At 65.4% G+C, this 22,650-nt stretch carries 17 protein-coding genes; 10 read left to right on the top strand and 7 right to left on the bottom strand.

Features of this window, described 5'->3' with window-relative positions:
- Window positions 1-507: 507 nt before the first annotated feature.
- The 5 genes from AC0IZS_RS12660 to AC0IZS_RS12640 all read right to left on the bottom strand — a co-directional run bounded on the left by AC0IZS_RS12660 (window position 508) and on the right by AC0IZS_RS12640 (window position 9,501).
- Window positions 508-2,046, bottom strand: coding sequence for a methyltransferase regulatory domain-containing protein (locus AC0IZS_RS12660; RefSeq protein WP_471635935.1), 1,539 nt, complete (start codon window positions 2,044-2,046; stop codon window positions 508-510).
- Window positions 2,047-2,236: 190 nt separating this feature from the next.
- Window positions 2,237-3,955, bottom strand: coding sequence for a hypothetical protein (locus AC0IZS_RS12655; protein WP_471635934.1), 1,719 nt, complete (start codon window positions 3,953-3,955; stop codon window positions 2,237-2,239).
- 313 nt (window positions 3,956-4,268) lie between these two features.
- A complete protein-coding gene (locus AC0IZS_RS12650) occupies window positions 4,269-5,819 on the bottom strand; it encodes a tetratricopeptide repeat protein (protein WP_471635933.1) in 1,551 nt (516 codons plus the stop codon).
- A gap of 55 nt (window positions 5,820-5,874) precedes the next feature.
- Window positions 5,875-8,040: a CHASE2 domain-containing protein gene (locus AC0IZS_RS12645; RefSeq protein WP_471635932.1), complete on the bottom strand. Its 2,166-nt coding sequence runs from the start codon at window positions 8,038-8,040 to the stop codon at window positions 5,875-5,877.
- A complete protein-coding gene (locus tag AC0IZS_RS12640; protein WP_471635931.1) occupies window positions 8,041-9,501 on the bottom strand; it encodes a FecR family protein in 1,461 nt (486 codons plus the stop codon). It abuts the gene before it with no gap.
- A gap of 316 nt (window positions 9,502-9,817) precedes the next feature.
- On the opposite strand from AC0IZS_RS12640, the gene AC0IZS_RS12635 reads away from it, so the two are divergent.
- The 10 genes from AC0IZS_RS12635 to AC0IZS_RS12590 all read left to right on the top strand — a co-directional run bounded on the left by AC0IZS_RS12635 (window position 9,818) and on the right by AC0IZS_RS12590 (window position 19,755).
- Window positions 9,818-10,516, top strand: coding sequence for a Crp/Fnr family transcriptional regulator (locus tag AC0IZS_RS12635; RefSeq protein WP_471635930.1), 699 nt, complete (start codon window positions 9,818-9,820; stop codon window positions 10,514-10,516).
- A 67-nt stretch (window positions 10,517-10,583) separates the two neighbouring features.
- Entirely contained in the window at window positions 10,584-11,387 is an 804-nt protein-coding gene (locus AC0IZS_RS12630; RefSeq protein WP_471635929.1) for an ABC transporter permease, read from the top strand.
- On the top strand, window positions 11,377-12,687 hold the full coding sequence (locus AC0IZS_RS12625) for an ABC transporter ATP-binding protein (RefSeq protein WP_471635928.1): 1,311 nt from the start codon (window positions 11,377-11,379) through the stop codon (window positions 12,685-12,687). Before AC0IZS_RS12630 ends, AC0IZS_RS12625 begins: the two co-directional genes overlap by 11 nt.
- Window positions 12,684-13,679 carry a GNAT family protein gene (locus AC0IZS_RS12620; RefSeq protein WP_471635927.1) on the top strand — a complete coding sequence of 332 codons (996 nt, stop codon included), beginning with the start codon at window positions 12,684-12,686 and terminating at the stop codon, window positions 13,677-13,679. The genes AC0IZS_RS12625 and AC0IZS_RS12620 overlap by 4 nt, the downstream gene beginning before the upstream one ends.
- Before the next feature lie 119 nt (window positions 13,680-13,798).
- Window positions 13,799-14,617 carry a class I SAM-dependent methyltransferase gene (locus AC0IZS_RS12615; RefSeq protein WP_471635926.1) on the top strand — a complete coding sequence of 273 codons (819 nt, stop codon included), beginning with the start codon at window positions 13,799-13,801 and terminating at the stop codon, window positions 14,615-14,617.
- Complete coding sequence (locus AC0IZS_RS12610; RefSeq protein WP_471635925.1) at window positions 14,614-15,561, top strand: LpxL/LpxP family acyltransferase; 948 nt, start codon at window positions 14,614-14,616, stop codon at window positions 15,559-15,561. Before AC0IZS_RS12615 ends, AC0IZS_RS12610 begins: the two co-directional genes overlap by 4 nt.
- A gap of 33 nt (window positions 15,562-15,594) precedes the next feature.
- Window positions 15,595-16,338 (top strand): hypothetical protein, encoded by a 744-nt coding sequence (locus AC0IZS_RS12605; protein WP_471635924.1) that lies wholly within the window; start codon window positions 15,595-15,597, stop codon window positions 16,336-16,338.
- Entirely contained in the window at window positions 16,335-17,522 is a 1,188-nt protein-coding gene (locus tag AC0IZS_RS12600; protein WP_471635923.1) for a class I SAM-dependent methyltransferase, read from the top strand. Before AC0IZS_RS12605 ends, AC0IZS_RS12600 begins: the two co-directional genes overlap by 4 nt.
- Window positions 17,513-18,640: a glycosyltransferase family 2 protein gene (locus AC0IZS_RS12595; RefSeq protein ID WP_471635922.1), complete on the top strand. Its 1,128-nt coding sequence runs from the start codon at window positions 17,513-17,515 to the stop codon at window positions 18,638-18,640. Before AC0IZS_RS12600 ends, AC0IZS_RS12595 begins: the two co-directional genes overlap by 10 nt.
- Before the next feature lie 539 nt (window positions 18,641-19,179).
- Window positions 19,180-19,755: a hypothetical protein gene (locus tag AC0IZS_RS12590; protein ID WP_471635921.1), complete on the top strand. Its 576-nt coding sequence runs from the start codon at window positions 19,180-19,182 to the stop codon at window positions 19,753-19,755.
- A 167-nt stretch (window positions 19,756-19,922) separates the two neighbouring features.
- Here the strand turns inward: AC0IZS_RS12590 and AC0IZS_RS12585 are convergent, their stop codons facing one another.
- Complete coding sequence (locus AC0IZS_RS12585) at window positions 19,923-21,020, bottom strand: hypothetical protein (RefSeq protein ID WP_471635920.1); 1,098 nt, start codon at window positions 21,018-21,020, stop codon at window positions 19,923-19,925.
- Window positions 21,021-21,156: 136 nt separating this feature from the next.
- Window positions 21,157-22,329 carry a hypothetical protein gene (locus AC0IZS_RS12580; RefSeq protein WP_471635919.1) on the bottom strand — a complete coding sequence of 391 codons (1,173 nt, stop codon included), beginning with the start codon at window positions 22,327-22,329 and terminating at the stop codon, window positions 21,157-21,159.
- Between the last annotated feature and the right edge of the window lie 321 nt (window positions 22,330-22,650).

Here is a 22,650-nt window from a genome sequence, read left to right as displayed (position 1 = left end):
CGTCACCCCCGATGCCGCGTTTTGCAGCGCCAGGGCAATGCCGTCGGCCGCTCTACGGACGTAGCCGCCAGAACCGACTTTGGCAAAATCGCCGCTGGCGAGCGCTGTTTCCGCCACCGCAGAGATGACCTGGCCTTGTGCGTCGGTCCCCGACACCAAATGACGTCCCATTCTGTATTCCCTTCCTCGGGCGCTGGCCCGGCTACCCAGGCACATCGCCTGTGGAACCAATGTCTGCGGGAGCCAGATAGAAAGGAAGGCGTGGCATATATGCCAGTAGGGGGGGCGAGGGCGACATCAGCGCCAAAGCAGTGGCCTGGCACACCAATGCAAACGGCCAGCCCATCAGACCGCATGCCAAGTCGTGCATGGCCCGACCTTTATGCCTGGGAAAGATCGTCCAGCCAGGCCCACAGCCACTGCGCCAAAGGGCACACGTTCAGATGCAAGTGTCTGGCGGTGAACCCCCAAGAAAAGCCGACTGAGCGCCTGAGGAGGCGGTGCGCCTCAAGAAGCGATCATCAATGCTTTGAGCACCGGCAACTGCTTTTTCTGGAAAGTGACGGCCCGGCGTGTCAGCTCCTCGATGTTTTCTTCTGGGCTCTCCAGGTTTTTACCGTCCTTGATGATTCTGCGTCCATGCAAAAGCAAAACCTTCCAGACTTCGGCAGCCCATTCCACGGGCTGTGTCTTTCCTTGGGAAATCGCCAGCAGGAAGAGCTGAAAGAACTGGTCCAGCGCAACCCCGCCTCCTGTCAGCGGGCTGGCCAGAAAGCCGATATCGCCCCCATTGCGCGCCTTCGCGAGAATATGGGCATTGAGCTTGTCGGTATGCACCCGCGCCTTGGCGACGACATCCTCCTCCTGCACCAGCGACACAGAGCCCTGACCTGCAAGCACCAGCACAGCCTGCCACAGCTGCGCAAAATTGATGCCTTTGCCGGCCACGGCCGTTTCGATCTGCCCCAGGGCCCGGGGCTGGTAGTCCGCCAGGAGATCCAGAATGGGAACATAGATCTTCGCGCTCAGATCGGCTTCACCCATGGGAATGCTGAGTTTCAGGCCCACATTCTCGCGTGGCACCACCAGCATGATTCTCTGCAGGCGCTGCTGTTCGGCCTGGTCCATGGGACTGAGCTTTCGCACGCCTTTCACCCAGTAGTCGCGCCGGAATTGCTGGTTCACGATGAAATCGCGTGCCGTCTGGCGCAAAGTAGGATTCTCGATAGTCGCCAGCAGCTCCTGTTGCGCCGCATTCAAATTGAGCATGTCCAGATGGTCGATATAGTGCGCCGAGCAAGCGAAATCCAATTTCGCAGGGGCAAGCCATTGTTCCAACGTGGCGAAGTGCATCGGCAGCCAGTCGCGGTTGAAATACTCGTGCGCCAGGTAATGGCGATCCTGGGTTTTGACCTTGTCGAAACGCTCCCTCGCCTGCGGGTTGGCACGCACATAGGCGGGGTCTGTCGCGAACAGCTTGTCCGCAAAATCGAAGGCACCCGCTATGCGCGTGACGGTGCCCTGCCCCGGCGCGCCCTGAAGTTCTGCATGCAGGGTGAGCAGATGGCGCATGGGCGTGAATGCGGCCCAGCCCGGTTGTGTGTTGTAGCTGATGTAGACCACACCGCCCACTTTCAGCCGGGTGCGGATGAACTCTACGATGGTGGTGCGATTCTCGTCACTGACCCAGCTCCAGATGCCATGCAAGCCGATGAAGTCGAACTGGGGCAGGTCCGAGCGCGCCGCGAACTCGGCAAAGGATTCGTCGTACAACCTGGCACTGGCACCCGAGGCCGTTGCCAGCTCCTGCGCAAAACCGGCCTGGGCGGGATTGAAATCGGTACCAGACCATTGCGTCACCGAGGCTGCGGCATGCACATTGGCGCTGAGCCCCTGCCCAAAACCCAGTTCGCAGGCAGCGCCGTTGTCCGGAAACACCAGCCCCTGGTTGAGAAAAGCGAGCCGGACCCTTAGGGGATTGAGTTCTGTGTAATAACCAAAGGTGTACCCGATATCTGCCACATAGCCAGAACTCCAATCGTGCATTCAGAACGTCCTTAGAAAGCATGCCGTAGAAAAATACCCGGCCCCTCCCAGCTGCTCGAAGAGGCGTCTAAGCCACCCAGCGATGGGCATTTTGATTGTAATGACGGCCCCATGAAAAAAGCCCCCCGAACTTTCGTCCGGAGGGCTTTTGTGCTTGGCAGCGCCAGGGGCGCTGCCAATCGAAGGGCAATTAAGCCACCACGATGTCGCCAGCAGCGATGTTGGCCAGGTTGTTCACACCAGTCAGCTTGACAGCGAAGTCAGAGCCGTTGGTGTTCAGCAGGTGGTCGCCATTGCCGTCGAAGAACACGAAGGTGTCCACGCCGTCAGTCACTGCCACGTACTTGATGTCGGTGCTGGCAGCCAGGGCGGTCAGCGCGGCCGAACGGGCAGCCACGAAACCGGTGGAGCTGGCCGTCACTTCGACGTAGTTGGTCGCAGAAGCAGCAGGGCCGCCAACGAAGATCAGCGTGTCCACTGCGGTCGTGAAACCAGCAGCAGCAACCGTGTCGAAGCCCAGGTCTTCGATCGTGCTCGTTTCGATCGAGAACGAATCGGTACCGCCACCGGTGTAGGTGTCAGCACCCATGCCGCCAACGTACTTGTTGGTGCCAGCAGCAGCGCTGATGGTGTCGTTGCCGGCACCGGTGGTGACGGTGTCGTCGCCAGCGCCGGTCGTCACGGTGTCGTTGCCCGAACCGGTGGTCACGGTCTTGCCAGCAGCGCCAGCCAACACGTAGGTGTTGTTGCCATTGGCAGCCGAAGCGGTCACCGTCTTCAGAGCAGCCGAAGCCGTGGTGATGTTCGAGTTGCCGTCGCCCGTCACGGTCAGGGTCTTGACCGTGTTGAAGTCGGCGTTGTTGAAGATCACGATGTCGGCGGCGTTGTTGCCGGCCACGCTGGTGCCCGACTTGGAGCCGTTGGCAGCGATGGTGATGGCTTCGAACGTGGCGGTGTCAGCCGTGCTCTGGATCGTCATGGCGCTGCCGTTGTTGTTGCCCAGGGCAACCTTCAACGTGTCAGCGGCGCCAGCGGTCGAAGCCGTGAAGTCCACGTCGATCGTGCCAACAGCCGTCGACAGGCCCGTGCCGATCACGGTGTCCAGCGTTGCCACGCCATTCAGCGTCACCACCGAAGCAGCGTTGGTGGATGCCACGTTGATAGCGGTGATGCCGGTGGAGGCGGACAGGTTCAGAATGTCCGTGGCGGCAGCACTGGTGATGTCAATCTTTTCGATGTTCTTCAGGATGGGGGTAGCACCTGCCACGACCAGGGCGCCAGCCGAGATGGCCAGCGTGTCGTTGCCAGAACCGCCGTCCAGCACGTCAACGGTTTCCAGGCTCAGAGCGGTCACGGCACGGATCGTGTCGTCGCCAGCGGAGGTCTTGTTGGCAACCACGGCCGAGTTAGGGGCCAGGTTGTCGGCGCCGACCACCAGGGTGAACGTGGTGCCAGGCTGGGCGTTGCCGGAATCCGAAGGACCGGTGTTGGCTGGGTTGGCCGAGTAGTTGTACGAAGCGGTGACTTCGTTGTTCCATGCCACAGCAGCGGCGGCGAAGCCAGCTTGGTCGCCCGTGGCGTTTTCCAGGCCCGACAGGATCTGGCCCAGTTGCAGAGCGATGATGCCCACGTTGGACACGCCAGCAGCCGTGATGTAGTCCTTCAGTGCGGTTTGCAGAGCGGCGTTGGGCAGCACGCCCAGGTTGCCCAGCAGCTTGGTCGACAGAGCGTCAGCAGACAGGCCAGCGAAGCCAGCGCCGAATTGCTTGGCGAAAGCCATTTGGCTGTCGGTCGTGGTGCCAGCAGCAGCCACTTGGTTCATGAACACAGCGTTGGATGGGGAGACGTCGTTGAACGCGCGGTTCAGCATGGTGACGACTGCGTCGGTGCCAAAAATTTGTGCAGGCATTTGAAACTTCCTATTTACAGTTAAGAAATGAAAACAAGTTGCTAAAGCAAGGCCAGCCTGTGTGTGCACCACGCTTGTCTGCCGTGCATGCCAGTTCAGCCCCATCTTTACAAGTTTGCTCTGGCATTATCACACGCACTTTTAAAAAAGTGCCAGCGATCAAGAGCAATGCCTAGCCAACTTGGGATGAAGTGTAGCAAGCAACCCACCGGGGGGGGCGTGATGCGGATCACAACTACCGCGCGCTAGTTGGCGAGGCCCGCCTGCTGCATCCAATGTTGTAACAAGCCAACATCCACTCCAGGGCCAAGCGCTACCACTGCCCCCGGATGGCCAGGTAGGGCCCGCTGCTGCGGATGGCGAACAGGGGCAGGTTGGCGGTTTGCCTGAAGCCCTCGAAACCGAACACCGCCACGGCGCCTGGCGCCAGTTGGCGCAGGGGGTGCTGGTACTCGGCCCGCATGGACAGGCGGGTGGTGTTGCGCACACGCCCGTTGTCCAGGATGGGGCTGTAGGCGGTGGTATCGCGGTTGTGGCCCAGCTCGGCATCGAGGTACCAGCGGGGCCCCAGGTGGGCGGCCATGCGCAGGCTGTACTGCTGCTGGCGGCCGCCGGGGCGGGTGGCGTCGGTGGGCATGTCCACCCCGGCGCGCAGGCCGATCTGCCACTGGCTGAGGGCCAGGCCCGAACTGTCTGCCAGCACCTGCTGGGGCTGGGCATTGCAGCTCCACAGCCACGCCAGGCCCGCATAGCGGCCCGACAGCACGGGGTTGCTGTACAGGTTGCGCAACTGCGCCTCTGCCCCAACGCGGGTGTTGCAAATGGACGACATTTCCGATTTGCCGAGCAGGCCCGCACCGTTGGCGGGCATGTATTTGTCTTGCAGTTGCAGGCCCGTGCCCAGATGAAAGCTTGCGTAACGTGTGCCACCACGTGTGTGCAGGCTGGCTACGGCAGCGCTGGTGTAGTGCTGCAGCAAGGTGGTGTTGCCTGCCGAGCCGATTTCTCCGGCCACGCGGGAATATTCGCCGGCCAGTTCGGCCTGGGTGGTTTCGGTCTGTGGGGCACGGGGGCTGGTTCGCGAGAGCACGGCAGCGGCCACCTCCACGCGCTGGCCGTCGGCCCATTGGCGCGCCAGGTCCATGCGCACATCGGCGCGGGTGTAGGTGCCGGGGCGGGGCAGGCTGCTCTCTTCCACCGGCAGGGTGATGTTGCCGGTGGGCAGGGTCAGCGTGAGGCTGGTGATGCCGGGGGCGCCGGCGAGGTTGCTGTCGCGCCCCAGCCGCAGGCCGGCATGGCGGCGCCACTGCCAGCCGGTGCTGGCACGGCCTGCGGCGGCATAGCGCTGCTGCGCCTGGGCCAGGCTGGCGCGCAGGGTGTCGGGCAGGTCGGGGCGGGCCAGCCACTGGCCCAGCAACTGGGTGGCGCTGAGCAGGTCGCCCACGCCGGCCAGGGCCACGGCGTAGTCGAGCCCGGCCTGGATCTGGTCGGGATCGAGCATGAGCGAGCGCTCCAGGTGCTCGGCGGCCTCGTCGTAGCGGCCTTCCTTGTTGAGCAGGGCGCCCAGTTGGGCGAGCCATTCGGGCACCCGCTGGCAGGTGATCACATAAGGGGTCAGGCGGTCGGCAGGGGTGCCATCGGGCACCGGGACGCACGCGGCCGCCACGGCGGCCTGTGCGGCGCTGGGTTCTGCGCCTGCCGGTGGCACCTGGGGAACGTTGAAAGCGGGTGCTGTCTCTTGCGATGGGGCGGCCAGGGGAGGCAGGGCACTGCCTTGGCTGTTGGCCAGGGGCGCCTGGTGTTGCGCTTGCGCGGCCGTAGCCGCGCACAGGGCCATGGCAAGCAGCCACACCGTGCGGGGCATTGAACCCGAAGGGGTGGATGCTGCGCAGGATTCGGCAGAAAAATGGTAGTGCCGCCTACGCTGTGCCATGGGCTGTGGGTTGGGCCGCCTGGCTGTCCCTTGGTGCAGGCGGGTGCTCGGCCGCCAGGGTGTCCAGGGGCACAGCATATATATGGTGGGGCACGCGCAGGCCTTCCAGCAGGAAGGTGCCCATGGACTGCAGGTGCTGTGTCTCCAGCGCGCCGCTGCCATCGGTGCGCGCGCCCACGGAGAACTGCCCACCCAGCTGCGCCGCCATGCCCTCGCCCACCAGGATGGGGTGCGCAAGGTCCACCGTCAGGTCGACCAGGCGACTGGCAATGGTGATGGTGCGGCCCATGACGGTGTGGGTGCGGCGGCTGGCCAGGCCAAAGGACCCGACCATGGCGGGGCCTGTCTCCAGGCCCAGGCCCAGGCTCAGGGGCTCCAGGCCGGCGGGGGCGGGGTCGGGCAGCAGTTTGAAGGATTCCGTGAGCAGGTCGAGCGCGGCGGCGACGGCCTGCCGTGAATGGACCTGCGCGTGCTGGTCGTCGGCCACCGGAGGCAGGGGCACATCGTCCGCACCGTTCCACACGGCCACCACGGCATCGCCCTGGAAGGACTCGATGACGCCGCCGTGCGCCTGCACAATGCGGCTGGCGGCAGAGAAGAAGGCGTGCAGCACGGCGGCCGCCTCTTCCGGCGGGCGGGCTTCGCAGTAGGCCGAGAAATTGCGGATGTCTGCCAGCAGCACGCTGACCTGCCGCGTGCTGGCGCGGATGGCGCTCGATGGCGGCTGCAAGGCCAGTGCCGCCGCCACGGGCGCGGGCAGATAGCTGGCCAGGTGCTGGTAGAGGCGATCGCGCTCGCTGCGGCTGCGGGCATGCTCGATGGTGCCGGCAAACACCCCGGCCAGCAGCACGAAGAGTGCGGGCAACAGCCACCCCACCCACACATCGGCCAGCCACAGCGCCAGGGCGTGCGCGACCACCAGCGCCAGCGCAAAGGCCAGGGCCGCCAGGGGCAGCAGGTACACCGGCATGCGCAGCATGGGCGAGGGCGTGAGGGCCTGGGCATCGCGCGCAGCCCCGCCGCCCTGCCCGGCAAGCCGTACCAGCAGCCACAACAGCAGCGCCCCCAATGCCGCGGCGGCGGCCTGCACAGGCAAGGCGGCGCGCGGGGTATAGGGCGTGTGCCCGTCCACCAGGGCGCTGAGGATCTGGGCGTGCGCGAGCAGCCCGGCACTGGCACCACTGTAGGGGGTGGCGATGGTGTCGTTCATGCCGAAGGCACTGGCCCCCACCAGCACCCAGGCGCCCGCCATGATGTCGGTCGGCACGCGGCCCGCCAGCACGTCGGCGGCAGGAATGCTCACGAAACTGTCGGGGTGCAGGCGCCAGGCGACGCGCATGTTGCCCCGCTCGTCCAGGGGCAGCGCAGGCAAAGCCTGTCCGGCGCTGCCCAGGGTCCAGGGCGCATCCCACCAGCCGCCGCGCTGCAGCAGCAGGCTGGTTTCGGAGGTGGCGCGCAGCAGCGAGGCGATGGCCAGCGAGGGGTAGGACTTGCCTTGCCAGCAGATGATGGCAGGCTGGTGGCGCACCACGCCGTCGTCCGCGATGCGGGGGCTGATGTGGCCGGTGCGCCCCTGGGGCATGTCACCCAGCGCAGCCAGCGCAGGAAAATTGGACAGATGCCCCAGGGCCTCGGAGAAGGGGGCCGGGCAACTGGCCCAGTCGAGCGCACCCGAGGGCTGGCCCACGCGCGGTGCCGCCTGCTCGCTGAGCTGCGGCAGGCCCGTGCCCGGGCCGGAAGCGCCCAGCGCAAACACCTGCGCCAGGACCGGGCGGTGCTCGGCCACGGCGGCAAGCAGCGCGGCGTCATCGTCACGCGGGTCGGTGAAGACGACATCCAGGATCTGCTCGCGCGCACCCAGTTGGGCGATCTGTTCGATCAGTCGCGCCTGCGTGCTGCGTGGCCAGGGCCAGGGGCCGACTTCGGCGAGTGACTTTTCATCGATGTCGACGACGAGGACGCGGCGTTCCTCGGTCTTCTGGGAACCCAGGCGCCAGACCCAGTCACCGGCCCGCTCTTCAACCGCCTGCAGTGCAGGGCCAAAAAGCAGCGACAGCAGCAGGCTGACAACGGCAGCAACTGCCAGTCCTGCCAGCAGCGCCCGGTGTCGTCCTACCGGACGTCTGTCCGCTGGCGGCTGGCGTGGCGTCAATCAGCGCCCCCAGAGGGTTACGCCGCTGAGCGAACCTTGGGGCAGGCTTTTCTCGAAAGCATAGGCAGCTTCGGTGCCGCTCGCATTCAGGCCGCCGGTGATGTTGGCATTGGATGCAGTGGGAGTGAACTGCCCTGTCGCACCGATATTGCCCGTTGCCTGGATGTTTTGCGAGCCCAAGCTCTTGCTGGCCATGTACAGGGATGTCTGAAACAGCGAGCGGCCAAAGTCCACCTGCAAGGCGCCACCCTGCACTGCCACCGACTCGATGGCGGTTTGGGCATCCTTGTAGAACTGGGCGCTGGCATTGGCCAGGCGGAAGTTGACGATACCCTCCTGGGGCAGCTTGCCCTGGGCGTCCGGGTTCTGGAAGAGCGCATAGGATGGGTTGCCGATCACACGGTTCCAGCCCGACTTCAATGCAGTTTCGTAGTCCACCACGAAGCTGTCGCCTTCGGCCCGCGAGGTCCAGGGATTGCGCGCCCATGCCAGCTGGGTCACCTGGGGCGGCAGCACAGGAACCGTGGGCTCAACTACCACGGGCGGGGGGGCAGGAGTGGGCGCTGGCGCCGGCGTGGGCGCAACCGTCACTGGCGGCTCTGGAGCAGGCGCGGGTGGAGGGGCCACCGGCGCTACAGGCGCTACTGGCGGGGTGTAGACCGCCACTTCCACCGCCTTCTGTTCGCTCGTGAGCGATTTGACGGGGGTAGGCTCGGCGCGCAGGTCGTCCAGCGCCTGGGACTGCGTCTTGTCCGTGCGGGCCGCCGTGATTTCCACGGCGCGGGCATTGCGCGTCACGGTGTCGGTGGCCACCAGCAGGGGGGTGGCGTCGCGGCGGCTGTACTCGAGGATCTGGCCCTTCATGTCGTCCGACAGCAACTTTTCGTGGCCGCTGATGCAGGGGCCGACGCTCGCGCCGCAGCCGTTGTTGGCCAGCGGGGTGAGCGTGATGGCACCGGTGTACACCGATGCGGCCGTGCGCTCCATGTCGGAGCGCACCACGAAATCCGTGCCCTTGACGCCAATGGCGGCCACGGGCGTGTTCAGGCGAAAGCGCTCGCGCGCGGCCTCGCCCCAGCTGCCGGTAATGGAGCGCACCACGCCTTCATCGAGGCGGAACTTGATGGCACCCAACTGCGGCTGCTGCGCAGAGTGGCTGTAGCTTTCGATGTGCAGCCGGCTGGCGGGCCGCACGCTCAGGCGCCCACCATCCACAAAGCGCAAATGCACATGGCCGCCGGCCTTGGTTTCGATGCGGTCGCCGACACGCACGGCGGCGCCACGGTCCAGCGCGCGGCTGCTGCCGTCTTCCTGGAGGATGGAGGCCGCCCCGATGACAAACGTGGCTTCACCCACGACCGCACCCAAGGGTTGCCCGGGCGTGGAGGCAAGCGCGAAGCCCCCCATCCCCATCAAGGGGAAGGCAAGGCAGGCGGCAATGGGGTGCAATCGGTGGTTCATGGTGTGCCTTTCGGACAGCAGAGAATGCCTGGCGGCGCCAAAACGGGCGCAGGTCAGGAAATAGCTCTGGTCCCTATTTTCGCTCATGTCTGTTTCACAGTGTGTGAGCACGGTCACACACCACTTGCCGCAGCGCTGGCAATATGCTGGGAGCGTTGCCAGTGGTGTAATGCCGCAGTGCGCTGCTGGGCGCAGCCCGGCGACACCCCGTGGGTGCATGGCACGATCCGACCCCGGATCTGCGTCTCCTGGCGCCTGTTGGGCGCCGTTTTCAGCGGCTTCGTATTATCGGCTCAAGCCGCGTTTTTCCCTACCTATGCCCGTTTCCGTTCAGTTGTTGAGCCAGTTTCCTTTGCTGCAGCCATTGGCGCGCGAAGCCCTGGAACCACTGTCGGCACGCATGGGGCTGCGCTCGTTTGCCCGCCGCGCCATGGTGATGGGCAAGGAAAACCCGACCCAGGAGCTGGGTTTTCTGGTGGAAGGACGGCTGCAAGGCGTGGATTTCACGGTGGACGGCCGCAGCGTGGGCATGTATTTCGTGGACCCCGGGGACTATTTCGGTGAGCTGGCGCTGGTGGATGGCAAGCCCCCGTCGGAATTTGTCATTGCCGCCGTGAAGTCCACCGTGGCATTTCTCGACGGTGCCGCAGCGCGCGAGCTGATCCTGGGCCACCCCGCGCTGGCGCAGGCCGTGATGGCGCGGCTGGCGCAGCGGGTGCGCACGGTGATGGCGCAGCGCACGCTGCTGAGCCTTCCCAACCCCTTCCAACGGCTTTGCGTATTGCTTTTACAATTGCCGCAGCGCCCGGTTGACGGGGTGGCCGAGGTCGCACAGGCCCCCACCCACCAGGAGTTGGCCATCATGATCAATGCCAGCCGGGAGACGGTGACACGGGCGTTCCAGGTGCTGTTCCTGCACAAGGTGCTGGTGCGTGAAGGCAACATCCTCAAGCTGATGCAGCCCGAGCTGATGCGCGATATCGCAGAAGGACGCGCGGACCCCCCCAAAGCCTGATACCTCTTGCCATGGGCGCCTCCACCGGGCCGCCGCTGGCGCTCTTCCTTGTTTTACGGTTACTGCCTTGAGATTCCTGCTGTCCTATCTGTGGCCCTGGCGCCATCTGTCCCTGGTGATGCAACTGGCGCGCCGCGAAGTGCATGCCCGCTATCGCCAGTCGTGGCTGGGCATGGTGTGGGTGGTGCTCACGCCTTTGCTGATGCTGGGGGTGTACACCCTGGTGTTCCGCCATGTCATGCGGGTGCGCTGGCATGGCGTGGACGAGGGCAACCTGGCCTTTGCATTGCGCATCTACGCGGGTCTGGCGGTGTTCGGATTCTTCGCGGAGTGCGTGAATCGCGCGCCCAATCTGGTGCTGGAGCAGCCCCATCTGGTCAAGAAAGTCGTCTTTCCGCTGGAGATCATGCCCTGGGTGAACGCGACCAGCGCCAGCGTGGGCCTGGCGGTGTCGGCGCTGCTGCTGCTGGCCATGGCGGTGTTGAGTGGCCACGGGCTGTCCATCACGGCCCTGGCATTGCCCCTGGTCTGGCTGCCGCTGCTGCCGCTGGTGCTGGGCCTGGGCTGGTTCCTGGCCGGAGTGGGTACGTATGTACGCGATGTGGCGCAGTTGCTGGGCATGGTGGTTGCGGCACTGATGTTTCTGAGTCCGATCTTCTTTCCGGTAGAGGCCCTGCCCGAGGCGGTGCGCCCCTGGTTGTTGCTCAACCCGCTGGCCTGGGTGATGACGGGCACGCGCGAGGTGCTGCTCAATGGCCGCTGGCCCGACTGGCAGGCCCTGGCGGTGCTGCTGGCGGCCTGCACCGCGGTGGCAGCAGCAGGCGCGGCTTTCTTCCACAAGGTTCGCACGGGGTTCTCCGATGTCGTTTGATACCCCTGCCGGCGACACCACACTGGCGATCGAGGCGCGTGGCGTAGGCAAGCGCTTTTCGCTGTTTTCGCAGCCCAGCGACCGCCTCAAGCAACTTCTCTGGGGCCGCTACAAGCAGTACAGCCGTGATTTCTGGGCGCTGCAGGAGGTGAGCTTCGACATCCGCCGCGGCGAGGTGGTCGGGCTGGTCGGCCGCAACGGCGCCGGCAAGTCCACGCTGCTGCAGATGGTGTGCGGCACGCTCACTCCCACCCATGGCACCCTGGCGGTGCGTGGGCGCGTGGCCGCGCTGCTGGAACTGGGCGCCGGATTCAGCCCCGATTTCAGCGGGCTCGAGAACGTGTACATGAATGCCGCCATCCTGGGCATGGGGCGGGCGCAGGTGGACGAGCGGCTGGACAGCATCCTGGCGTTTGCCGATATCGGTCAATTCATCCACCAGCCGGTCAAGACCTACTCCAGCGGCATGTTCGTGCGCCTGGCGTTTGCCGTGGCCACCAGCGTGGACCCGGACATCCTGGTGATCGACGAAGCCCTCTCGGTGGGCGATGGCGCGTTTGCGCGCAAGTCCTTCGACCGCATCATGGACATGAAAGACCGGGGTGCAACCATTCTGTTCTGCTCGCACTCCATGTACCACGTGCAGGCCCTGTGCTCGCGCGCGCTCTGGCTCGAAAGCGGGCGCATGCGCATGTGGGACGAAGCGCCCAAGGTGACTGCAGCGTACGAGACTTCGCTGGTGATGGAAGACGCGCCGCGCAGGGAGGCCGATACCCGGCCTGCCGCTACGGACGCAGGCCCGAATGCGGCGGCGGACACCTTCGAGGCCGACTCCGTGGCCCATGGCGCCAGGGTGCGCAAGGCGCCCGACGGCACAGCCGTGATCACCGATATCCAGGCGCTGGCCGATGGCGTGGCGGCGCGCGAGCTGGCCATCCACTCCGGCCGCACGACGCTGGAACTGCGCGTGCAGTTCGACAGCGACCCGGCCCTGCCCTGCCCATCGGTGGCCATCGGCATTGCCCATGCCAATGGCACCGTCGTGGCCAGCGCCGGCAGCGCCAACGATGGCGTAGAGCTGTCCCGGGACGCCTTCGGCTCCGGCGTCGGCACACTCACGCTGCCTCGCCTGCCCTTGCTGCAGGGCGACTACAGCATCTCGGTGATCCTGGCCTGCGAGCGCGGCTTGCATCCCTATGAAATCGTGGAGCGCGCCATCACGCTGCGCGTGGTGCAGACCGGCCTGGAGCAGGGCCTGGTGAGCCTGCCTCGCCAGTGGACGGCGAAGGTGGCGGCATGAACGCAAGGTCCTGGCACGCCGTCAACCTGGGGCCCGCCGAGTCGCCCGAGGTGCGCGCCCTGTTTGCCCAGGTGTTCGGCGCCCCCATGAGCGATGCGCTGTGGCACTGGAAATACGCGGACGGCCGGGGCCAGGCCACCGGCACACGCAACCTCGAAGGCCAGCTGATCGCGCACTACGGCGGCACGGCCCGCACCTTGCTGTGGGATGGCCAGGAACGCCCTGCGGTACAACTGGGCGACGTGATGGTCATGGAGCAGGCGCGGGGGGTGCTGTCGCGCAACGGCGCCTTTGCCACGGCGGCCCAGTCGTTTTTGCAGCAGCACATCGGCGCGCAAACCCGCTTTGCCATCGGCTTCGGCTTCCCGAACGAGCGTGCCGCCCGCCTTGGCAAGGCGCTGGGCTTGTATGAAACGGTGGGCGAGGTCCTTGCCCTCGCGTGGCCCAGCCCACCAGCCGGCCAACACGGCGGCGGGCTTCGCCAATGGGCCACGGCACCTCTGGACTGGACGGACCCGCACACGCAGCGCCGGTTGGATACGCTTTGGCAGGAATTGCGCAGCGACGCGCAAGACTTCGTCTTGCCCCGGCGCGACGCCAATTGGTGGCGCCACCGCTTCGCCAACCACCCCGATGGGCCTTACCGGACCTGGTGGGTGCGCCACCGGTTCACCCGGCGCATCCTGGGCGCAGTCGTACTGCGGCCGGGCGCGGCCACCTGGGAAATCGTGGACTGGCTGGCGCCCTTGCGCCACACCGCAACCGTGCTGGTGGCGGCCCGCGCCCTGGCAGTATCTGCCGGTGCCACGGCGCTCACCGGGTGGTTCAGCGCACCGCTGGCGGCGCGACTGGGGGCCATGCCGGCACTGGCGGACGCCAGTTCGCAACTGGCATGCACCAACTGCGTGACGGTGGCCCGCGACCCTGCGATCACCGGCGATCTGCTCAAGCGCCCTTGGTGGCTTACCGGAGGGGATACAGATTTTCGCTAAGCTTGGCCTCTGAGGCCTGCGCGCAGCTGTTGGCCCCCTGTGGGACCCTGCGCTGATTTCCACGATGATGGACAAGAGCCCCCGCAACGGGCCCGTGCCATTCCTTTTTACCGAGTTTTATGCACAGCGTACACGAAGTTTCAGATTTTTACGCCCAGAACCGCGACTACTGGATCGCCCTGGGCAGCAAGGCCGCTGCACCGCCCACCGTGATGCTCAACTTCGGCTACTGGTCGAACGGCGTGGACCATCTGTACGAGGCCCAGCAGTCCCTGGTGCACCGCATCATCACCTCCATTCCCAAGGACGGGACCCAGGGTGTGGAGGTGGGTTGCGGTATCGGCGGAATCAGCATCAACGTGCTCAAGCAACTGCCGCACGCGCGCATGACCGGGGTGGACATCGCCGAAGGCCAGTTGGCCCTGGCACAGGCCAATGCCCGCGCCCATGGAGTGCAGGACCGCTTCCAGGCGCAGCAGGGCGATTCCATGGCCCTGCCCCTGCAGGACAACGCGTTCGACTTCGGGCTGTGCATCGAGTCGTCCTTCCACTACGACGACAAGCCTTCGTTCTTCGGCGAGATCTTCCGCACGCTGCGGCCGGGAGGCTGCGCCGTGGTGGCGGACATCACCTGTTCACGCGTGGAGGGCGTCCGCTTCCGCCAGGGCAATTACTACGAGAGCGCCGCGACCTACCAAGGGCTTATCCGCGACGCCGGCTTTGAACTGGTGTCGACCGAAGACATCGGACCCCAGGTGTACGGTCCGCTGTACCAGCATGTGCATGAGTTCAATGCAGGGCAGCCCAACAACCGCAGCCGCATCTCCAAGTACTGGTCCCTGGTGCTGAACAACTACCGTGAACTGGCCCAGGATGGCGACATGGGGTACCACATCTTCGTGATGAAGAAGCCGGAAGCCCCGGCGCCAAGCCGTTGAAGCAGTTTCCACGCTGGCTTTCGCGGGGCGTGGCGCGGCTGGACTACGGCCTGGTACTGCCCCTGCTGGCGCGGTTGCCACGCTGGCTTGCCCGCCCGCTGTGGATGCTGCGCGGCTGCATCAACTACGCGATGGACTGGGACTGGCGCACCTTGTCGCTGGGCCATGGCTACGTGCGCGAGGCCACGCAGCACGCCATGGCGCAATTGCGCATGCAGGCGAGGGAAGGCACGCTGCCACGGCGGCTGACCCTGCGGCGCTTCCTGTGCATGTCGCGCGAGGAGGTCGAGGCCGTGAGGCTGACCCGCCTGGAGCGCAGCACCATCCGAGCCACGATCAGCGGCCTCGCGCCCCTGCTCAAGGCGCGCGACAGCCAGCAGGGCGTGGTGCTCATGACGGCGCATTTCGACAGCCTCTATGTGGGGTTGGCGGCGCTGGCCGGGGCGGGCCTCACGGTCAACCTCATGTCCACCAAGCTCACGGACGATGCCATGGTGCCGCCGGCCATCAGCCGGCACTTTGCCACCAAGGCCGTGGCGCTGAACCGGCTGCTGGCACCCGGACGGGTGACCCATTTCGAGGACAGCATGCGCTTTTTCGTGAGTGCGCTGCGCCGGGGAGAGATCGTGGTCATCGCCTGCGATGGCCCCTCCACCTCGCAGGAGCGGTCGCAGCCCGTGGACTTTCTGGGCGCGCAACGCCGAATGGCGTCGGGCCCGCAATTCCTGGCCCGGGCGGGCCATGCGCCGCTGGCGCTCTACACCTGCCAGGAAGGACCGGGCGGGCACTTCACCGTGGAAGTCACCGAACCCATCACCCTCGACAACGGCGGCTTGCAGCAGGCCTACTCGGCACTCGAACGCCATCTGCTGGCCCATCCCTGGAAATGGTGGGCTGCCGACCTGTACCGAACCTATGTGGCCGCCGAGGCCACGGGCGCATGATGGCGGCTGGTGCCCTTCCAAGGATTGTTGACCGTGTCTGATTTTCTGTTTGTCAGTGCCGTGAGCAGCTTCGATGTCGTGCGGGAGCGCTTGTTGACGTCCCCCTGCATGGCAGCTGGCAAGCGGCCCCTGGTGCTGCGCTGGAACGCGCCCTCCGCAGCCCAGGCGTTCAATGCCGTGATGGATGCGCGCCCGGCGCAGGAGTGGGTGGTGTGGGTACACCAGGATGTGGTTCTGCCCGAGGGCTGGGACACGCTGTTCGCCCAGGCCATCGTGCAGGCCGAGCAGCAACTCGGGCGCCTGGCCATCGTCGGCACCTATGGCGTGGCTGGCGCAGGTGCCACCGCTGTCCATGCAGGCCATGTGCTGGACCGGGGCCAGGTGCTGCGCGGCCCGGCGCCGCTGCCCTGCCTGGTGGACAGCCTGGACGAACTGCTGGTGGCCGTGCGCAGCGACAGCGGCTTGCGCATGGACCCGGCGCTGGGCTGGGATTTCTATGCCACCGACCTGGTGCTGCAGGCCCAGGCCGCGGGCTTGCAGGCTGCCGCCGTGGATGCTTTTTGCGAACACTGGTCCAACACCCCTCAGCACCCGCCCCTGCCCCGGCCCACGGCGCAGCGCATCGCGCGCAGCGGGGCGGCGTTTGAAGCCAAGTGGGCGCTGCAATTCCCCCTCACGACGACGTGCGTGGCCATCCACCAGCGCGGCGATGTGCGCGCGCTGGCGCAATCGATGCTCGCGGCAGATGCCCAGCCCCTGGACCAGGACGCGCCATGACGCCGATCGCCTTGGTCATCGTCTCCACCGCATCGAGCCCGCTGTCGTCGGAAGAATTCCGCCATGGCTGGGACGCGTTGCACCGCGTGCTGCCACCCCCTACCGTGTGGCTGGAAACGCCGGCTCCGGCCAGCCCACAGGCGTGGTGCCAGGCCCTGGACCACGCGCCGGCCGCAACACCGCTGGGCGCGAATGCCCGCGTGCTGCTGCTGCGCCATGGCCACGTCATGATCGGCCCCGATGTGCTGGAGCGGCTGGGCCATGCGCTGGACGGTGTGCATGGCGATGCGCCCACGGCCGTGCATGCATTTGACCCGGGCTTTGCGCCCACCCTTGCCCCCGACTACTGCACTGTGCGCGGCATGGAGCGCTACCTGGAACAGCTGGGAGCCAGCGAACTCCCGCTTCTTGCGGACACCGGCCAGCATGCACCGCTGGTGACGCTGACCACCGTGGCCGCAGTGCGTGGCGACACGGTACGCAGCCGCGCCCGCTGGGTACCCGGTGCCTTTGTGCATGACTTTGCCAGCTACCACCAGGCGCGGCGCGAGGACATGCTGCCCCTGCTCCCTGCCGGGGTAGGCCGCGTGCTGGACGTGGGTGGGGGAGAAGGCGGCTTCCTGCAGGCCATCAAGGAGTTGCGCGGCTGCGAGACGCATTTGGCCGAGTATTCGCCAGAGGCTTGCCGCACCGCGCGCACCCAGGTGGACCATGTGTGGCAGGGTGACTTTCTCACCCAGCCATTTGCCGGCTTGCCGAGCCAGGGTGAAGGCGCATTCGACTGCATCAGTTTTCTGGATGTGCTGGAGCATGCCAATGACCCGCACGCCTGGCTGGCCAGGGCCCGGGGCCTGCTGGCACCGGGTGGATCGGTCCTCATCTCCATTCCCAACGTGGGCCACTGGGGTGTGATGGCCGACCTGCTCGAAGGGCGTTGGGACTACTGTCCGCTGGGCATCCACTGCGTGACCCATGTGCGCTTCTTCACCTGGAAGACCCTGCAGGACCTGCTGGCCGGCGCGGGGTTCCAGGTAAAGCACCTGGAGCGCGTACAGGTGCCCGCCCCGGACGATTGGGCTCGCCATTGGGCCCAGAGCCCGCGCCTGAAAGCGGACCCGGAGAGCTGGAACACCTATGCCTTCCTGGTGCGCGCGACCCCCCTCAAGGAGGGTCCATGGGCCTGAACTGCTGCGCCATTCTGGTGAATTACCGGGATGCCGCCGAGATTGCGGCGGCCGTGGCGTCGGTGCTGGCCGATGCGCCTGGCCTCGAGGTGCGCGTGGTCGACAACAGCGATGACGACGGTGAATGGGCCTTGCTGCGATCATTGCTCCCGCAGGCGGTGCACTGCCATCGCGCCGAGGGAAACATCGGGTTCGGCCGAGGCTGCAATCTGGCCGTGCGTGCTTCTTCCGCAGATTGCTTCTTCCTGGTGAACCCGGATGTGCGCCTGGTCAAGGGATGCACGGCGACACTGACCGAAGTGCTGGCCAGTGACGTCACCCTGGGAGCGGTCGCCCCCCGGCAGTTCCTCGATGCCGCCCTGCAATGGCGCCTTCCACCCAGTTGGTTGCCCACCGCTGTGCGGGCATGGGCCACCGAACGCGCCCGCAGGGAGCCGCCCATCCAGAAGCGGGTGCGCCACGCCACAGGGGCAGAGGCCTTGCGCTACTGGCAGGCCTTTGCACCGCTGCGCCAGCGGGCACTGTCAGGCGGAGCGGTCATGGTGCATCGCCGCGCCCTGGACGCCGGCGGAGATTTGTTCGACCCCCGCTTTTTCATGTACTTCGAGGACTCGGATCTCTGCATGCGCTTGCGCCGCCTGGGCTGGGGCATGGCCATGGCACCCGAGGCACGGGCCGTGCATGCATGGCGCAACGCCCCCCACAAGCAGGGATTGATGGAAGCCGGTGCCGCCATCTACTTCGCCAAGCACTATGCCGACGACCGCTGGCTTCACAAGGCCCAGCGGCTGCAGCACACCCCACCCGGTTCTTTGGGGGACGCTCTTGAGCACAGTGCACGGACTGCCGAGGGCATCGAACTGGCGGTACCGGATTCAATCCAGGCGGACTGGGTGCTGGAACTCAGTCCCGACCCTTTGCGGCAAATCTGCATCGGACACCTGGGAACCGGGCCGCGGGCATTCGCCTCTTACCAAACGCTGGAGCATTTCGGAGCGGGCCCGGTGTTTGTGCGCTTGCGCAGCAGCCGCCAGGACAGCCATGGGACCCAGGTGATGGCCCAGCTCGACCCGCCCCATGCAGCACCCCGGGAGACAGGAACGAAAGCAGCAGCCTGAGTGGCGCCCCCGCCACGGGACGACACATCCTGTAGCGCGAAGACCACTCGCCACTCTGCGAAAATCCTGCCTACAGACAGAGGGAGGGCGCGCTGCAGGCGCTGCCTGCAACCCCTTGCCGCACAACATATCCTTGTGCCATCCGCCCTGCCGGGCGGGTGGCAGCAGCGCTGCTTGTTTTTCGCCAGGCTCGCCTGGCATTTCGATTTCTTGGGAGTGAGTACATGCCTACTCTTGGTTTCCTTTCCACCCCTGCGGCCAAGCAGTCGCCATGCGCCGTGGCATTGGCGGTGGCCGCCGCAGGCATCGCGCTCGGCGGACAGGCGCTGGCACAGGCCCCACAGGGGGCAGCGCCTGGCGCTGCAGCACGTCCTGCTGCAGCCGCTACGGCGGCGACAGCCCCCTCGCCTGCCGCTGCGGCTGCGGCCACTCCCGCTCCCGTTCACATGGGCGCAGCCAACCCCTTCGATTCCCAGCGCAAGGCATGGCCAGATCGCGTCCCCCCCGTCCCACCACCGCCACCACCGCCACCGCCCGCCGTGGTCACTGACCAGGATCTGCAGCTGTACGGCGTGGTGATTGCGGGCAGCGTCAAGATGGCCAATGTGCGCCTGGGCCCCCGCTTCGCCAGCGCCGCCACAGAGGGTCGTCCCTTCTCGACCTTTCGCGAAGGGCAGGCACTGGGAGAGTTCACGTTGGCGCAGGTCCACCCCACCCATGTGGTGCTGTCGGCGCCCGGTGGGCAGCAGAGCATCTATTTCACCAAGAAGACGGACCGGGCCTCCGGCCCGGGGGCGCCGGCCCCTGTGGCTCAAGGCCAGCCCCCCGTTCAGGGCGCGACGCCGGTGGTGCAGGCGCCGGCAGGAGGAGATCCCGCCACCCAGGCCGCGGCCACGTCGGGCACACCCCCATCCACCGCCAGTGTCGCACAGGCTGTAGCCCCACAGCAGGCAGCGGCGGCACCAGCAGCAGCACCGGCCGCCAACTCACCGAACGCCGCCAACACGGTGTTCAACAGCCTGTCCGAGGCATTGAATGCTGCACGCAACAATGCCAATATGCAGCAGAACCAGGGAGCCAACCCCTTCCAGGTTCCCAGCGCACCCCGGCAATGAGGTGCTGCCGGTCCCCCGCGCTGTGCGCGGGGCTCGGCAGCGATCGACGATGGTGGGACAGGAAAGGCCGCTGGCAATCCATCTGACCAGCCCACTGCGTTCACAGGAATGAAAAAAGGCCCCGAGGGGCCTTTTTTCATCTGGGCAAAGCGCCTGCTTGCTGGCGCTTACCAGATCTTGCCCTTGCTGATGAAAGAGCCATTGCTGTTCTTGAAGCCGAAATAGATTTCGACGTTGAACGCGCGCAGGTCTTCGGCCGTCAGGTCCATCGAGGGTGTGAACTTCAAGGTGGCTGCATTGGTCATCTTGCTGGAGTACGCAACCGTCTCGGGGTTGGGCACTACCAACTGGGCCCAGCCGTCCACCTTGCGGAAGAACCAGACATCGGTCGTGAAGAACAAGCCATTGGCCGGGATGCGCGCCGCGATCCACACACTGGTCTTCTCACTGGCAGTCACTTCTGCAGGGGTCTGGGTCAGCGTGATATCCAGCTTCAAAGGTTGGCCAGCCGTGGACACCACGCTGGAGGTCACAGACCCAGCCGTGCCAGGCGTCGTCGGAGTGGTGGGCGTGGTAGGTGTCGTCGGCGTGGTGGGCGTCGTCGGGGTCGTCGGGGTCGTAGGCGACGCGGTGTCCACGGGATCCGGGAAGGGACTGGTGGTCCAGGTGATCGCGTTGTAGCCGGCTGCGTACTTGGGCATGTCCACGTCCAGGGCGCCCTGGTAGTCGAACAGCACAGCACCGCTCAGCTGGCGCACGTAGAGCCACTGGCCCTGGTTGGTGCTGCTGCGGTTGGCGTCGAGCTGGCCACCCACGAAGCGCAGCGTGCCGCCACCATCGTGCACGACGAAATGGTCGACGTCCTGGGTGACCAGGCGCGCAAACGAGGTGTCGATGCGCTCGCCGGTCTGAGCGGATTGGTACTCGCTGCCACTCAGGGCGGCAACGCGGGTCGGCTCCTTGCCGTAGCGCAGCACGAAGGCCGACTGGGTGCCCTGGGGAGCGTAGCCCGAGAACAGGAACGAACGGGTTCCTGCAGGAATGAAGATCTTGAATTCCTGGCTCTGCATCTGGAAGCCGGTGAATTCAGGCAGGGAGAGGGAACCACCGCCAGGGAAGGCGCAGCCGCCGGTACCAAAACCGATCGCGCAACCCGTCACACCGGTAGGTGCGTACTGCTCCTTGAAGCCCACCTTGGTGTCAAAGGTGTAGTTGAAGCTGCCAGCCGGTGGTGGCAAGGCAATCTTGTGCGCAGACTGGTGCATCGAAACGAAGTTCGCAGCCTGGGCAAATGTACCCATCGCAGCCAAAAAAATAACAATTAGATACCGCATTGCATCCGCCCAAAAAAAAAGGCCGCGAGCTCTCGCCGGCGGCCTTTTTTACTAAAGTCGCAACTTCTTAGTTAGAAGGAGCGTAGTGCCACGTGACTTCTGGGCCAATCGTGTTGATGTAGGTAACAACGCCAGGACCGCCCGACTTGCCCAGGTTCACAGAAGGAGCCGAGGTTTGGCCAACGGAAACCGTTGGGTTTGCGTAGCGAACGTTAGCCCAGCCAGCCGTGAACGAACCCACGCTGATCTGGCTACCGAAGGCCAGCCAGTCGTGTTCGAACACGCTGGTAACCGATGCGGCAGGCAGAGGCGAGATGTTGAACGCTGGACCGGTGATGCGGTTTTCGCTGTAATCGAACACGTCAGCAGAGATAGCAACCTTCTGTTGGAAGGGGTACTGGCCGCTGATGACGTTACGGTACGTCAGCTTCGTGGGGAACGTGAAGGACACCAGCGAAGATTGCGAACCGCCGACCACGTAAGGCACGACGAAAGAGGTCTTCCACAGTGCGTCTTCGATGTCAGCAACGGTAGCTTGCGAACGTGGGGCGCCCAGGCTGGAGTCAACACCGATGTTTTGCTTGATGCGGTTGTTGTAGTCAGCCAGTGCCAGGGTAGGCAGCGAGGCGTTCTGGCCGTTCAGAGCGTTGGAGATGGTCAGGAAACCAGCCAGCACGTTAGGCGTGTTGGTGTCGGCCACCACTGCTGGAGCAGCGTCGAATGCAGCCTTGATGGCAGCCTTGGACACGCCAGGAGCGTTAGGAGCGATGTCGAATGCTTGCGATTCGATGATCGTGATGTAACCGATGTTGGTCAGGGGCGAGCGGCCTTCGCCAGCACCGCTAACGATCACTGCTGGGGTAGCAGCGGTAGCGAAGTTGTTGGAGTTAGGCAGCAGGATCGAATCGTCGCTGGACGTCACGACCGAGCGGGTCGTTTGGCCATTGGCGCCGGCAGCTTGGCTGGCCAGGGTACCGACCCACACGTCGCCAGGCGACAGGTAGATCAAGAAGTCCAGACGTTCTTCGGAGCGCTCGTTGTCGTGAATCACGACCTTGGCAACCACGGATTGCGTCAGGCTCGTGTTGATAACCTTCAACTCACTTTGCCATCCCCCACCGATGAAATACGAGGGAGCGACCAGCAAATCACCCAAACCAGCGTGATTCACGGTCACAGCGTTTGCAGCACCAGCAGCGAGCATGGCGCCCATTGCTACAGCAAGAAGTTTCTTCTTCATCACAGATTTCTCCATAAAAATTAAAAAAAGCACCTGAGCAAGCCCACACTCATAGCTTTACAAGTTTACACCAGATACTTCAACAATCCGCCCCGCGTACACAATCTAGACAAGCGGACTCTATGGACTGTTGATTCGCATCCTACACAATCGCCCCCCGGTTTGCGCAGGGGGGCGTAGATAAAATGTGTTTGGTGTCACAACTAGGGCGAAGGATGTTGCACCTCAGCAACAAGCGCCCGTTGTCCTTTTCCGGCGCCCGACACGGCAAGCCTGCGGCCTGCCCTTCTGCGGCACAGTGGGCCAGAGGCCAGTCGCCAG

The organism is Acidovorax sp. AC410, from assembly GCF_979253235.1.
The sequence above is the reverse complement of the archived record's forward strand: the minus strand, read 5'-3'. Positions and strand labels throughout refer to the sequence as shown.

Coding starts and splice junctions, on each gene's coding strand:
- AC0IZS_RS12660 (WP_471635935.1), bottom strand. CDS start 2,046: ATGCACGATTGGAGTTCTGGCTATGTGGCAGATATCGGGTACACCTTT.
- AC0IZS_RS12655 (WP_471635934.1), bottom strand. CDS start 3,955: ATGCCTGCACAAATTTTTGGCACCGACGCAGTCGTCACCATGCTGAAC.
- AC0IZS_RS12650 (WP_471635933.1), bottom strand. CDS start 5,819: ATGCCCCGCACGGTGTGGCTGCTTGCCATGGCCCTGTGCGCGGCTACG.
- AC0IZS_RS12640 (WP_471635931.1), bottom strand. CDS start 9,501: ATGAACCACCGATTGCACCCCATTGCCGCCTGCCTTGCCTTCCCCTTG.
- AC0IZS_RS12635 (WP_471635930.1), top strand. CDS start 9,818: ATGCCCGTTTCCGTTCAGTTGTTGAGCCAGTTTCCTTTGCTGCAGCCA.
- AC0IZS_RS12625 (WP_471635928.1), top strand. CDS start 11,377: ATGTCGTTTGATACCCCTGCCGGCGACACCACACTGGCGATCGAGGCG.
- AC0IZS_RS12620 (WP_471635927.1), top strand. CDS start 12,684: ATGAACGCAAGGTCCTGGCACGCCGTCAACCTGGGGCCCGCCGAGTCG.
- AC0IZS_RS12615 (WP_471635926.1), top strand. CDS start 13,799: ATGCACAGCGTACACGAAGTTTCAGATTTTTACGCCCAGAACCGCGAC.
- AC0IZS_RS12600 (WP_471635923.1), top strand. CDS start 16,335: ATGACGCCGATCGCCTTGGTCATCGTCTCCACCGCATCGAGCCCGCTG.
- AC0IZS_RS12595 (WP_471635922.1), top strand. CDS start 17,513: ATGGGCCTGAACTGCTGCGCCATTCTGGTGAATTACCGGGATGCCGCC.
- AC0IZS_RS12585 (WP_471635920.1), bottom strand. CDS start 21,020: ATGCACCAGTCTGCGCACAAGATTGCCTTGCCACCACCGGCTGGCAGC.
- AC0IZS_RS12580 (WP_471635919.1), bottom strand. CDS start 22,329: ATGAAGAAGAAACTTCTTGCTGTAGCAATGGGCGCCATGCTCGCTGCT.